At 38.0% G+C, this 12,273-nt stretch carries 12 protein-coding genes; 7 read left to right on the top strand and 5 right to left on the bottom strand.

What is annotated here, in order from left to right:
• Positions 1–241 precede the first annotated feature (241 nt).
• From AABB81_RS08195 to AABB81_RS08175, 5 genes are read left to right on the top strand one after another with little or no spacing between them, the layout of a single operon-like run.
• Positions 242–1,705 carry a phytoene desaturase family protein gene (locus AABB81_RS08195; protein ID WP_342159853.1) on the top strand — a complete coding sequence of 488 codons (1,464 nt, stop codon included), beginning with the start codon at positions 242–244 and terminating at the stop codon, positions 1,703–1,705.
• 1 nt (position 1,706) lies between these two features.
• Entirely contained in the window at positions 1,707–2,546 is an 840-nt protein-coding gene (locus AABB81_RS08190; RefSeq protein ID WP_342159852.1) for a phytoene/squalene synthase family protein, read from the top strand.
• A 41-nt stretch (positions 2,547–2,587) separates the two neighbouring features.
• Positions 2,588–3,070, top strand: coding sequence for a hypothetical protein (locus AABB81_RS08185; RefSeq protein WP_342159851.1), 483 nt, complete (start codon positions 2,588–2,590; stop codon positions 3,068–3,070).
• A gap of 15 nt (positions 3,071–3,085) precedes the next feature.
• Positions 3,086–3,535, top strand: a complete 450-nt coding sequence (locus AABB81_RS08180; RefSeq protein WP_342159850.1) for a sterol desaturase family protein — start codon at positions 3,086–3,088, stop codon at positions 3,533–3,535.
• Positions 3,535–4,239, top strand: a complete 705-nt coding sequence (locus AABB81_RS08175) for a lycopene cyclase domain-containing protein (RefSeq protein WP_342159849.1) — start codon at positions 3,535–3,537, stop codon at positions 4,237–4,239. The genes AABB81_RS08180 and AABB81_RS08175 overlap by 1 nt, the downstream gene beginning before the upstream one ends.
• 21 nt (positions 4,240–4,260) lie before the next feature.
• Here AABB81_RS08175 and AABB81_RS08170 read toward each other — a convergent pair whose 3' ends face one another.
• Together AABB81_RS08170 and AABB81_RS08165 are read right to left on the bottom strand one after the other, a co-directional pair.
• A complete protein-coding gene (locus tag AABB81_RS08170; RefSeq protein ID WP_342159848.1) occupies positions 4,261–4,695 on the bottom strand; it encodes a GNAT family N-acetyltransferase in 435 nt (144 codons plus the stop codon).
• Positions 4,696–4,708: 13 nt separating this feature from the next.
• Complete coding sequence (locus AABB81_RS08165; RefSeq protein WP_342159846.1) at positions 4,709–6,655, bottom strand: AMP-dependent synthetase/ligase; 1,947 nt, start codon at positions 6,653–6,655, stop codon at positions 4,709–4,711.
• Between the two features lie 178 nt (positions 6,656–6,833).
• On the opposite strand from AABB81_RS08165, the gene AABB81_RS08160 reads away from it, so the two are divergent.
• Positions 6,834–7,061 (top strand): hypothetical protein, encoded by a 228-nt coding sequence (locus tag AABB81_RS08160; protein ID WP_342159844.1) that lies wholly within the window; start codon positions 6,834–6,836, stop codon positions 7,059–7,061.
• A 6-nt stretch (positions 7,062–7,067) separates the two neighbouring features.
• Here the strand turns inward: AABB81_RS08160 and AABB81_RS08155 are convergent, their stop codons facing one another.
• Positions 7,068–9,329: an endonuclease MutS2 gene (locus AABB81_RS08155; protein ID WP_342159842.1), complete on the bottom strand. Its 2,262-nt coding sequence runs from the start codon at positions 9,327–9,329 to the stop codon at positions 7,068–7,070.
• 41 nt (positions 9,330–9,370) lie between these two features.
• Here AABB81_RS08155 and AABB81_RS08150 point away from each other — a divergent pair, with 41 nt between their 5' ends.
• The gene (locus AABB81_RS08150; RefSeq protein WP_342159840.1) at positions 9,371–10,036 is read left to right on the top strand and encodes a uracil-DNA glycosylase; all 666 of its coding nucleotides are present in this window, start codon (positions 9,371–9,373) and stop codon (positions 10,034–10,036) included.
• A gap of 47 nt (positions 10,037–10,083) precedes the next feature.
• Here the strand turns inward: AABB81_RS08150 and AABB81_RS08145 are convergent, their stop codons facing one another.
• Together AABB81_RS08145 and AABB81_RS08140 are read right to left on the bottom strand one after the other, a co-directional pair.
• Complete coding sequence (locus AABB81_RS08145) at positions 10,084–11,547, bottom strand: aminoacyl-histidine dipeptidase (RefSeq protein WP_342159839.1); 1,464 nt, start codon at positions 11,545–11,547, stop codon at positions 10,084–10,086.
• A 45-nt stretch (positions 11,548–11,592) separates the two neighbouring features.
• On the bottom strand, positions 11,593–12,237 hold the full coding sequence (locus AABB81_RS08140; RefSeq protein WP_342159838.1) for an NAD(P)H-dependent oxidoreductase: 645 nt from the start codon (positions 12,235–12,237) through the stop codon (positions 11,593–11,595).
• Positions 12,238–12,273: the final 36 nt, after the last annotated feature.

Below are 12,273 nucleotides of genomic sequence, written 5' to 3'. Positions count from 1 at the left end.
AATCTTTTTTTATTCCTTATAAGTTAGTGTGGGGATGTGGATTGCTTGTTTTTTTATCAGGCTCTGGAGCGGATGTTGGAAGTTGAGCTAATATTATATAATTCCTTTGTTTAGTTAAATTAAAGTTAATTTTAGTATTATTTAAACATAAAAATAGTTAGACAATAAAGTTCATAAAAAACAATAAAAAGTTAGACAAAAAAATTGTTTTTTGTGAAAATTCGACTAATTTTGTCCTTGTATGAAGAAAAATGTTAGTGTAATAGGATCTGGATTTGCCTCAATATCCGCAGCGTGCTATTTGGCTAAGGCCGGATATCAGGTAAATGTTTTTGAGAAAAATGCACAATTGGGAGGAAGAGCAAGACAATTTGTCCACCAGGGTTTCAAATTTGATATGGGACCAACCTGGTATTGGATGCCGGATGTCTTTGAACGATTTTTTGGTGATTTTGGCAAAAAACCCTCCGATTACTATCATCTGGAAAGATTAGGCCCGGCTTACAGGGTTTATTTTGGTAAAGATGATTTCATAGATATTTCTGATGATTTAAATGAAATAAAAGAGACTTTTGAAAAAATAGAACCAAATGCAGCCAAGGCCTTGACAAATTTTTTACGCAAGGCCGAGAGAAATTATGAAGTTGCTATAAAGGACCTGGTGTATAAACCGGGACTAAGCCCGTTTGAATTGGTCTCAAAAGATACAATTTTGGAGGTCCCTCAGTTTATAAGCACGATACATGATGTAGCTAAAAGAATGTTTAAAAACCAAAGGTTGCGTCAGATTATTGAATTTCCGGTATTATTTTTGGGGGCTAAGCCTTCGATGACTCCTTCATTTTACAGTTTTATGAATTTTGCTGATCTCGGGCTGGGAACATGGTACCCATCCGGTGGCATGAAATCAGTGGTTGATGGAATGATCCGGTTAGCTGAAGAAATGGGGGTTGTTTTTCATACCGGCGAAGCTGTTTCAAAAATTAATACAGGGAATGACCGAAGGGTTTCCAGCCTTATGATCAATGATGTGGAGCATCCTGTGGACCTGTTGGTTTCCGGAGCGGATTACGCACATACCGAAAGCCTGCTGGATCCACAATACAGGGTATATAGTGATGCTTATTGGAATAAGAAAGTGATGGCACCTTCGTCACTTTTGTTTTATGTTGGTTTGGATAAAAAAGTCGAGCATCTATTGCATCACACCTTATTTTTTGATGTTTCTTTTGATGAGCATGCAAAAGCGATTTACGATGATCCGAAATGGCCCGAAAACCCCTTGTTTTATGCGAGTTTTCCAAGTATCACAGACAGCACCGTTGCGCCTGCCGGTAAGGAGGCTGCAATTTTTTTAATACCTTTAGCTCCTGATCTTGAAGATTCCGAGGCTTTGAGGACCCGGTACTTTGATATGATTATCAAAAGACTGGAAGATCTTACAGGTCAGGATATAAAATCATCGATACTGTTTAAAGAATCTTATTGTGTTCAGGATTTTAAAGATGATTATAATTCATTTAAGGGTAATGCTTATGGCATGGCCAATACCTTGATGCAAACAGCTTTTTTAAGGCCAAAATTAAAAAGTAAAAAAATTAAAAACTTATATTTCACAGGACAGTTAACGGTTCCGGGACCCGGTGTTCCACCATCACTGATCTCCGGGAAATTGGTTTCCGATCTACTAACAAAAGACAATTAATATGAAAGAACTATTTGACAAACTATCGTATAGCTGCTCGCACAAGGTGACCAGCATGTACAGTACTTCCTTTACCCTGGCGGTTAAAATGTTGTCACCTAAAATTCAAAAAGATATCTATGCCATTTACGGATTCGTAAGATTTGCAGATGAGATTGTTGATACATTTCATGATTATGACAAAAAGATTTTACTCGATGAATTTGAAAAGGACCTATACCATGCCATCGATAGGGGAATTAGTTTAAATCCGATTTTAAACTCTTTTCAGGACGTAGTTAACAAACACAAAATAGATGCCGATTTGATTGATCATTTTATGAAAAGTATGCGTGCCGATCTTTACAAACATGAATATGAAAGTATTCAGGAATATGAAGATTATATATACGGGTCGGCAGATGTAGTTGGCTTAATGTGCTTAAAAGTATTCGTTCAGGGTGATCAGGGTCAATATAGCAGGCTCAAGGAACCTGCGATGAAATTGGGAAGTGCTTTTCAAAAAGTCAATTTTCTCCGGGATTTGAAAGACGATACAGAGAATCTTCACCGATCTTATTTTCCTCATATAGAAGGAGGTATTATTGATGGAGCGGCAAAGCAGCAAATCATTGCTGAAATAGAGAGAGATTTTCATGATGCTTACGCTGGAATTGTACAATTGCCTATTGAGGCAAAATTTGGGGTATATACAGCTTTTATATATTACAGGAAATTGTTGAGAAAACTTACGTCTACCAAGGCTAGCGAAATTAGAGAAAAAAGAATACGCATAAGTAATCCGATGAAAATGTTTCTGTTGACTAAATCTTTTGTGAATTACAAGTTGAATTTACTTTGAGAAAACAAATATTCATAGTAGTTTTATTACTTATAAGTTTGATGAGTAAGGCGCAGGAAAAATCATCTCTTGAAACCATCAGAATAGAATTTCAGGAAATAAAAAATGAAGCTGATATTCAAAAAATACTGGCTTTTGAATATGACCGGGCGAAGGAGACAGAGATGAAAATGATCAAAGCTTATCAGGCTGCCGGAACCTGTATGATGGCAAATTATGTATTTTCACCCATTTCGAAATTGAAATATTTCAACGATGGTAAAAAAACCCTTGAGCAACTGATCAGTGAGGGCAAGGAAGTGGAAAACGTGTATCTTAGGTTGTTGATCCAGCTAAATGTGCCAAGCATGCTTAATTATCAAAAGGATATTGAAAGTGATATGGCCTATTTAGAAAGACATTTGGCGACTGCTCCCATTGAATTGTCATATAAAAACACAATGATCAAGAATTTGTTAAGCATCACTAAGAATAAAGATCTTAAAGATGCCTTACTTCAGATAAATGTAGAAGAAGAGAGTTAATTTAAATATAAAAAAATGATTTTGTTTTTTACAATTTTGATTACCGCTGTCCTTATGGAAGGGGTGGCTTGGGGAATGCATAAATACGTGATGCACGGGTTTTTTTGGAATTTACACGAAGACCATCACGTTAGGGATAACCATGATTCTTTTTTAGAACGCAACGATTCATTTTTCGTTTTTTTTGCTGTGATTTCGATCACCGCTTTTGCCTTATGGTCAATTTTTGGCTGGCAGATTAGTTTAGGTATAGGGATAGGAGTATTTATTTATGGTGTTGTTTATTTTGTTATCCATGACCTGTTTATCCATCAGCGAATTAAGATTTGGCGAAAAACCAAGAACCCATACCTTTTGGCATTGAGAAGAGCTCATAAAATACACCATAAGCATTTAGGCAAGCATGACGGTGAATGTTTTGGAATGCTATGGGTTCCAATGAAGTACTACAAAGGACAATATTAATGATGTCACTCTACCTTTGGATAGATCTGCTCTCTATTTCTGTTCCTTTTTTGGTTTCTTTTCACCCGAGGATCAGGCTTTACAGGCAATGGAAGTCTCTTTTTAAAGCGTTTTTGATTACTTTGATCCCATTCATTATCTGGGATGTCTACTTTACGGTCCAGGGGTATTGGGGATTTAATGAAGCCTATCTTTCGGGTATTTACATCTTGCATTTACCCATTGAGGAATGGCTTTTCTTTATCTGTATTCCTTACGCCTGTATATTTACACATGTAGCTATTTTGGAGATTAATCCCAAGCTGATATTAAGTGAAAAGTTGACCAATAGGATTTCTATGTTTTTGTTCGTTGTATTTGCTTTGGTATTCCTATTCAATTTTTCGAAGGCTTATACTGCCGTTGATATGCTCTTCGCCATCGTGGTTCTGGGCATTGTCAAAAGTTACTCTCCAGAATTATTAAGAACGTTTTACATCACTTTTCTGTTTATGCTGATCCCATTTTTTATAGTGAACGGGGTGCTCACGGGTTTCGGAATAGAGGAGCAGGTTGTATGGTACAATGATGCAGAGAATCTGGGGATCAGATTGATGACAATTCCGGTTGAAGACACCGCCTATGCTTTTTCACTGATATTGCTGAATTTATTTTTATTTCTAAGGTTTTCGAAAAATAAGAAGCTAAAGCAAAACCAGGGTTAAAAAATGGGGTTCGTTTGAGTATCACAATTGTAGCGACATATACCTGTGCTTGATGCCAACCTCCTTAAATTCTTCACCAATAGTCTGAAATCCCAATTGCTCATAAAATGAAGTAACCTCAGCACGGGAATGGATCTCGATCTCTTCCAGGCCAGCTTTTCGGGCAAAGCTCAATAATGAACCAACAAGAAGTTTGCCTATCCCTTTTCCCTGCCAGGTATGCTCAACGGCCATTTGCATTAATTGGCCTTTTTTATTTTTGATATCAAGAGGAAGGAGCAATACACAGCCAATGAGTTTGCCTTGTTCCAGGGCAACAAAATGCCAGGATTTTGAATCATTCATTTCCCAGCCAAAATCAGGAATGCCAATAGGTCTTAAAAGCACCTTGTTCCTCAGTTCACGTTCCTTTTGATACAGAGGACTATCCATGTTAATTTGAACGACTTTTGGCATGTTATTGCAATAATTAGTCTGTGGGTAACTTAATGAATCGTTTGAGAATCTTTATGTTTTCTTCCTGGGACTTATCCTGCGCTTTGCTCGCATACATCAGATCGAGTCTGTCTTGATAAGTTTGGGTTATTTTGTGTCGTACCATTTTCAAGGTGGAATTGATCATTTGATTTTCTTCAGAGAATTCTTCCTCTATGATCTGAAAATTGGACGGGATCCATTTCCCTGGGAATTTACCTTCGAATTCTCTTTGTTTTGAAAACAATAACAGGTCTTCCTTAAGTCGCTTGTTCAATGCCTCAAAACTTTTAATTGATTCTTTTTTAACCATTTCACCCAAAGCTTTTTTATCTAGCGAAATCAGGGAAGTAGTATATTTTTGGTGGTCATTGTAGATCATGATCTGCTTTATTACGGAAGCACTGTTTACGATAGCCTCCTCTATTTCTTCAGGAGAGTATTTTTCACCATCTTCAGAAATAAGCAGGGCCTTTTCTCTGCCTACCACCACCAAAAAATCATCTTCATCAATATATCCCAGATCCCCGGTGTGTAACCAACCTTGCCTGATGGTTTCTAAAGTGGCAGCATCATTTTTATAGTAGCCCTTCATTACATTATCTCCCTGAATCACTATTTCTCCTTTATGGCCTTGAGGCAATTCTTTGCCCTGATCATCGCAAATTTTACAGTTTATACCCTTAAGTACTTTACCGGATGTGCCCATTTTATGATTATAGGGGGTGTTTGTTGAAATAATCGGGGTCGCCTCGGTTAAGCCATATCCCTGATATACAGGAACTCCTATGGCCTTGTAGAATTGTTGCTGCTTGATATCAAGTAATGCCCCACCTCCCACAAAAAATTCAATTTTGGGACCAAAAATCAACCTAAGTTTACTAAAAATTAGTTTTTCTGCTATAAAGACATTTAAATAAGTAGCAAGTTGTATACCGATGCCCGGTTTTGAAAAACCATCTCCATTCCTTTTGATGGCAGCCTCAATCCCCCGATTGAAAATTCCTTCGATTAATGGGCCCTTGGCCTTGATGCCATCTTTAAATTTTTGTATGAAATTACTGGTTAAAGCCGGTACGGTCAGAAGAAAGTTAGATTCTGCTTCGACTAAGTTGGCAGGAATGTTTTTCAGAGCGTTTACACTCCCGCCACGGGCATCAACAAAATGAAGGGAAAGCCCTTTTACCAAAGCGGTATATATGCCAACGGTGTGGGCAAAGGAGTGATCGGTAGGGAGGATGAGCAGCGTAGAAATCTTCTCTTTGATTTGAAAGGTAGAAACGGCAGCATGACTGTTGGAATAATAATTAAGATGCGTAAGCATAATGCCCTTGGGGTTCCCTGTGGTACCAGAAGTATAAGAGATCGTAACGACCTGGTCTTCTTTTGTTTCCTGTTCGATACGAGAAAGACGTTCCTGATGATGCTCTATGTTCTCTTTTCCTATCGCATAAAGGTCTTCTATAAAAAGAAGGTCATCTTCATTAAATTCGTATTGAGCACATTGCTTGCTGATTTTTTCAGAAGGCTTGTCCAGCACCACCAAGCGGAGTGACTTATTTTTATATTTATCCCATTGGCTGATTACTTTTTCCAAAGTGTTTTCAGAAATAACAAACAGAATTGAGTCTGAATGATTCACCCTGAACGGAACTTCTTCCGGAAGTAATTTAATAGATAGCGGAACTGAAATTCCTCCGGTATACAAGGCTGCGAATTCGGCTATGATCCAGTCGGTCTTGGCTTCGGATAGAATAGCTACTTTGCTGTCTTTATCAACGCCTAATTCCAAAAAAGCAGATGCGAGCAGCCTTGCTCTTGATTGTGCTTCACTAAAGGAAGTCCTTTCCCATCCATGATCGCTTTTTGAACTTAAATAAGGGTCATTTGGGTACTTCGAAACTGCCGTGTTAAGCATCGAAAAAACGGTTCTTTTGTTCATAGGTTCTTAAATATTGAAGTGTAAAAATACTTTTTTTTGTCAAATTGCTTATCCTGGTAAAATGATTAACTTTGAAACTCGGCAAGATTGAACATCATTTTAATAATTTTACCAGCGATTTTTCCAAATGGGTGTTTTTTTACAGACCATGTGGGGGAGAATCAAAAAAAGAAAGTCAATGACATTACCAAAATTTTTATTAGGGGACAATACAGATCACCCGGAGGATATTTTTATCATTCATACAGAATACCCGCAGTTTATCATTAATTTGTTAAATGATGATATTGAATGGCTGGATGAATTAAGAGGCGATGAGTCGGAAATTGCGATTGAAATAACCACACTTATAGAAGAGGCCAGTATTTTCTATGACAGGGAAATGGAAAGATACGCCGAAGAATAACCCTGCTTATTTTTTTCCCTTTTTTACGAGTTCCAGCTGGGTCAGGTCTGTTTTGGCAGTAAACATGCCGTAATTAATAGTGGCTGTGTTTTTTTCTATTTTCTCAACCGTACCCTTGGCATTACCTTCTTTTAACCTAACTGTATCGTTGACTTGAAATTGATAGTCTTTTATAAAGATGGCTTTTTCTCTTTTTACCTTTTCTTTTTTAACCCTTATTTTTTTTACCTCGGGCAAGATTTCCTGTTCGGTCTTTTTCAGTTCGGCTTCTTTTAGTCGTTGTCTCTGTTTAAGCTCCTTGTTGATCTTGGTTCTTTCTCTTTTTGACAGAGGTTTCTCCTTCTGATCATTTTTTTTATGTAACTCAGCTTTGATCTTTTCGTTTTTGGCCAATTCGTTTTTTGTTTGTTCTATCAACGACCATTTGGTGAATTCCTCCCTGAGTTCTTTTTTATTCCTGGTTTGAAAGAATTTGTTTAATAATTCATTGGTTTTCCGTCCATATGAAAGCATTTTTTGGTTGTTGTCATAGAGCTCCTGGAAGCTTTCTATTTTATCCTGTATTTTTTCTTGCTGCTGCATGAGTTTTTTTGCGCCTGCCCTGGCTGAGTTCTGCTCCTTGACAAGGTTGTCTGCTTTTTTTTGCAACTCATTCCTTTCCCTTTGTAACTTGGCAATGGTTTTGTCAAGGCGTATTTTTTCTTTTTCCACCTTTTTTTTGGCTCTGTTAATCAAACTAAAAGGGATGCCATTCTTTTGAGCTACTTCGAAAGTAAAAGAACTTCCGGCTTGTCCTGTGTGTAACTTAAATAAAGGTTCCAGAGATTTTTGATCAAATTGCATATTAGCATTGGTCACATGTTCTAATTCACTCGCCAGAACTTTTAAATTCGAATAGTGGGTGGTGATAATGCCAAAGGCTCCTTTCTCATAAAATTCCTCCAGAAATACTTCGGCAAGAGCGCCTCCCAGTTCAGGGTCGCTCCCGGTGCCAAATTCATCAATAAGGAATAAGGTGTTGTCATTGCATCTCTTAAGAAAATTCCTCATGTTCTTGAGTCTGTAGCTGTAGGTGCTCAGCTGATTTTCAATAGATTGATTGTCTCCTATATCGGTGAGGATTTTATCAAAAATACTTACTTCGCTTCTTTCATGTACCGGTATCAAGATGGCACTTTGCAGCATTACCTGAAGTAACCCGATGGTTTTTAAGGTGATACTTTTACCTCCGGCATTGGGCCCTGAAATCACAATGATCTGTTGTGTTTTATTGAGTTCAAGGGTTTGGGGAATTGTCACCAGACCTTTATGCGTGTTTTCAAGCCATAAAATGGGGTGATAGGCTTCTTTAAAATAAATTATCTTGTCACTTACTATTTTTGGCAAACATGCCCTTATGCTAACGGCGTATTTTGCTCTGGCGCCAACGCTGTCTAAATGAGCGAGGTAGTCTTGATATTTTTTAAGAAGAGGTGCATAGGGCCTGATGCTATTGGTAAGGTTTTTAAGGATCTTTACAATTTCCTCCTGCTCCTCGTATTTGATGTTTTGAAGCTCCCTTGACAATTGAAGCGTGGCTTCAGGTGCAATAAACACGATACTTCCGGTTTTTGAATTTCCCATGATCGCTCCGTTAACTTTCCTTCTGTACATCGCTTGCACGGCTAAAACTCTTTGATTGTCAACAACGGACTCTCTGATGTCGTCAAGATAATCCAGAGCCGCATAATGCGCAAGGGCTTTATTAAAACTCCCACCTAATTGCCCTCTTATCTTGTTCATTTCTTTTCTGATATGCTGAAGGGCAGGGGAGGCATCGTCTACCAATTCCCCAAATGGAGAGATGAGCGACTTAATGTGTTTTCCGATAAAATTATTGAATTCAATGTCTTCCGACTCAGCAAAAAGTGTTGGGTAATACTCTTTAAACTTTTTAAAAAACAACAACAGATTGTTGACATTTTCAGATATGGCGGCAATCTTGATAAAAGAAGCTCCTTCAAGAAAACTGTCTTCAATACCTAAAAGAGAAATTTCTTTGCTTATTTCTTCAAAGTAATGGCTTGGTATCCGGTTTTCATTTTCAAAAGATGCCAAGTATTCATTTACCTGATTCAATTCTGATTTTAATTCAAGAACGCGGCTTATGGGTCTTATTTGTTTTACCTTGCTTCTTCCGAGATCCGAAATGCAATATTCCTCGATGGTATCCAGAACTGTTGAAAATTCCAGGTCAATTAATGTTTTATCTGTGATTTTGTTTCCCAAACGCTTAAATTTGTAATGACAAAAATAACCAAATTTATACTATGAATATAAATATCTCCGATAGTTGGAAAAAGGTTCTTTCGGGAGAATTCGAAAAGGAATACTTTAAAAATTTGGTAAGCTTTGTTCGTTCAGAGTACCATACCCATAACTGCTACCCTAAAGGCAATGAAATTTTTGCTGCATTTAACCACTGCAGTTTTGAAAATGTCAAAGTCGTCATTTTAGGACAGGACCCTTATCACGGGGAAGGGCAGGCAAATGGTTTGTGTTTTTCGGTTCATAAAGGAATTCCTCATCCACCGTCACTGGTCAATATTTTTAAAGAACTTCAGGCTGATACAGGAAAAATGTATCCTGTCAACGGCGACCTCGGATATTTGGCAAACCAGGGGGTTTTATTGTTAAACGCCACCCTTACTGTTCGCTCTTCACAGGCAGGATCTCACCAGAAAAAAGGTTGGGAATTTTTTACCGATGCCGTCATTGAGCACTTGTCCGAAAAAAAGCAAGGCATTGTTTTTTTACTGTGGGGAGGTTATGCAAAGAAAAAAGGAAGTAAAATAGATCAGAAGAAGCACCTGGTATTAAGCAGTGGTCATCCTTCACCCCTAAGTGCGAACAGGGGTTATTGGTTTGGAAACAAACATTTTAGTGAAACAAACAGCTATTTAAGAAAAATAGGAAAGCAGGAGATTCAGTGGTGATATTGTTTGCCACGCACTCATATTCTCCTTACACTATAAAAGATTGTTTAAGCGTCTTTTAACGGTATGTTTTTCAAAATTTCCTGTAAAAAACCCCAAAATCTAACAGAAGAAGATACACTTGCTCTTTCATCAGGTGAATGGGCTCCTTTGATGGTTGGTCCAAAAGAGATCATATCCATATCAGGATAGTGTGTTCCTAAAATTCCGCATTCCAGCCCTGCGTGACAGGCTACAACTTCAGGTTGTTCGTGAAACATGTTTTCATAAAGTTCTGTCAGCACTTTTAAAATAGCCGAATCTTTATTGGGGCTCCAACCCGGATAAGACCCTGAAAATTTCACGGTAAAACCCTCATGCTCAAAAGTTTTTTTCAAGGAATTTGCAAGCTCCATTTTACTTTCTTCTGTTGAGGATCTCGTAAGGCACAGGATTTTGATATTTCCTTTTTCAACCAACACCCGGGCAATATTATTGGAAGTCTCTACAAGGTCGGGGATTTCCTCACTCATTTTATAAACCCCGTTAATAGCCTTTTCCAAGGCTTTTAGCAATTTCTCCTGTGCATTTTCATCCATTACTTTTTCCGGTGTGGACGTTTTATGAAGGGTACATTTCAAATCGGGCTCTACACTTTCGAATTTGCTGACGATCATTTTCTGGATCTTATCAAATTCATACTCCAATTGAGTCGCCTCAGACTCTTTACACGCAATGATTGCAAAACTTTCCCTGGGGATGGCATTTCTCAGTCCCCCGCCGTCAATCTGAGCTATTTTAACAGCTGTATCTATATCAAGAAGTATGCGGTTCATGATCTTGTTGGCATTGCCAAGGCCCTTGTGAATGTCCATTCCCGAATGGCCCCCTTGTAAACCTTTAACCTCAATTTTAAACCCTGCATAGCCTTTTTCCAATTCAATCTCCTCGTATTTATTCGAAAGGGTAATGTCAATTCCACCGGCACAGCCAATATCAATCTCATCATCTTCTTCTGTATCAAGGTTAAGTAAAATCTCTCCGGTCAGATATCCCGGCTGTAATCCCTGAGCTCCGGTCATTCCGGTTTCCTCATCAATGGTAAACAAGGCTTCAAGTGGCGGATGAACGATATTCTCAGAAGACAATAAACTCATAATTGCCGCAACACCCAGGCCATTATCAGCACCCAGGGTAGTACCTTTTGCTCTAACCCAGTCACCCTCGACGTACATCTTGATGCCCTCTGTGTCAAAGTCAAATTGAACATCAGTATTTTTCTGATGTACCATATCCAGATGAGACTGAACAACTACTGTTTTTCGGTTTTCCATGCCGATAGAAGCCGGTTTGCGTATGATAACATTGCCAACAGGATCAACGATTGTCTCCAGATCCAGGTTTTTTCCAAAAGCAACCATAAACGCTACGATGCGATCTTCTTTTTTCGAAGCCCTGGGTATGGCGTTGATATCTGCGAAATGATTCCATAATATTTTTGGTTCCTGATTTCTTATCATTGAATTTGGCATGGCTTATTTTCTTTTAAGGGCGTAAATCTATTGAAATTTAAATGATTAATCCAGTTCTATAATTACCTGATTTAATGGTTTTCTCACTTTTTTCATGGAACTCATGATGTCATCTTCGGCGCGATAACCAACCGGAAGGAGCAATACAGACCTCAAATTCATTTTATCAAGCCCCAGAACCTGGTCGAATTTTACAGGGTTAAAGCCTTCCATCGGGCAGGAATCTATTTTTTGATCAGCACATACAGTCATCAGGGTTCCAATCGAAATATAAGCTTGATAAATTGCAGATGTATCAATTTGCTTACGATCTTTGTTTTTGTAGATGGTTTTTAGCTGATTTCTGAATTTCCCGATGATTTCCTCTGAAGTTCCTCTAATGTTTTTTTCCAGATCAAAATATTCATCGATGGAATTCTCATCAAAGGCCGTATCAATGCATATGACCAACAAATGAGAACAAGTTGTTATCTGAGCTTGAAAATAAGCATGGGGGAGTAATTGTTCCTTTAAGGAGTCATTTTTTATGATCAGCATTTTTAAAGGCTGAAGACCAAAAGAGGTGGCGGTTAGATTAAATGCTTTGGATAGCACATCGATCTGAGTTTTATTTAATTTTTTATTTTGATCGAATTTCTTGCATGCATAGCGCCAAGTGAGGCTTTGGATAATATTTGTTTCTGAGTTCATATAATGAATGTTGCGGTTGGGTAATGTTCGTGAAGA

It is taken from the genome of Lutimonas vermicola, assembly GCF_038433205.1.
Taxonomy (GTDB): Bacteria; Bacteroidota; Bacteroidia; order Flavobacteriales; family Flavobacteriaceae; genus Lutimonas; species Lutimonas vermicola.
Note: the sequence above shows the minus strand (reverse complement) of the source record. Positions and strands in the feature narration are given on the sequence as shown.

Excerpts from the sequence above, each read along its gene's own strand:
- AABB81_RS08195 (WP_342159853.1), top strand. The coding sequence starts at position 242 with ATGAAGAAAAATGTTAGTGTAATAGGATCTGGATTTGCCTCAATATCC.
- AABB81_RS08190 (WP_342159852.1), top strand. The coding sequence starts at position 1,707 with ATGAAAGAACTATTTGACAAACTATCGTATAGCTGCTCGCACAAGGTG.
- AABB81_RS08185 (WP_342159851.1), top strand. The coding sequence starts at position 2,588 with ATGAGTAAGGCGCAGGAAAAATCATCTCTTGAAACCATCAGAATAGAA.
- AABB81_RS08180 (WP_342159850.1), top strand. The coding sequence starts at position 3,086 with ATGATTTTGTTTTTTACAATTTTGATTACCGCTGTCCTTATGGAAGGG.
- AABB81_RS08175 (WP_342159849.1), top strand. The coding sequence starts at position 3,535 with ATGATGTCACTCTACCTTTGGATAGATCTGCTCTCTATTTCTGTTCCT.
- AABB81_RS08170 (WP_342159848.1), bottom strand. The coding sequence starts at position 4,695 with ATGCCAAAAGTCGTTCAAATTAACATGGATAGTCCTCTGTATCAAAAG.
- AABB81_RS08165 (WP_342159846.1), bottom strand. The coding sequence starts at position 6,655 with ATGAACAAAAGAACCGTTTTTTCGATGCTTAACACGGCAGTTTCGAAG.
- AABB81_RS08160 (WP_342159844.1), top strand. The coding sequence starts at position 6,834 with ATGACATTACCAAAATTTTTATTAGGGGACAATACAGATCACCCGGAG.
- AABB81_RS08150 (WP_342159840.1), top strand. The coding sequence starts at position 9,371 with ATGAATATAAATATCTCCGATAGTTGGAAAAAGGTTCTTTCGGGAGAA.
- AABB81_RS08145 (WP_342159839.1), bottom strand. The coding sequence starts at position 11,547 with ATGCCAAATTCAATGATAAGAAATCAGGAACCAAAAATATTATGGAAT.
- AABB81_RS08140 (WP_342159838.1), bottom strand. The coding sequence starts at position 12,237 with ATGAACTCAGAAACAAATATTATCCAAAGCCTCACTTGGCGCTATGCA.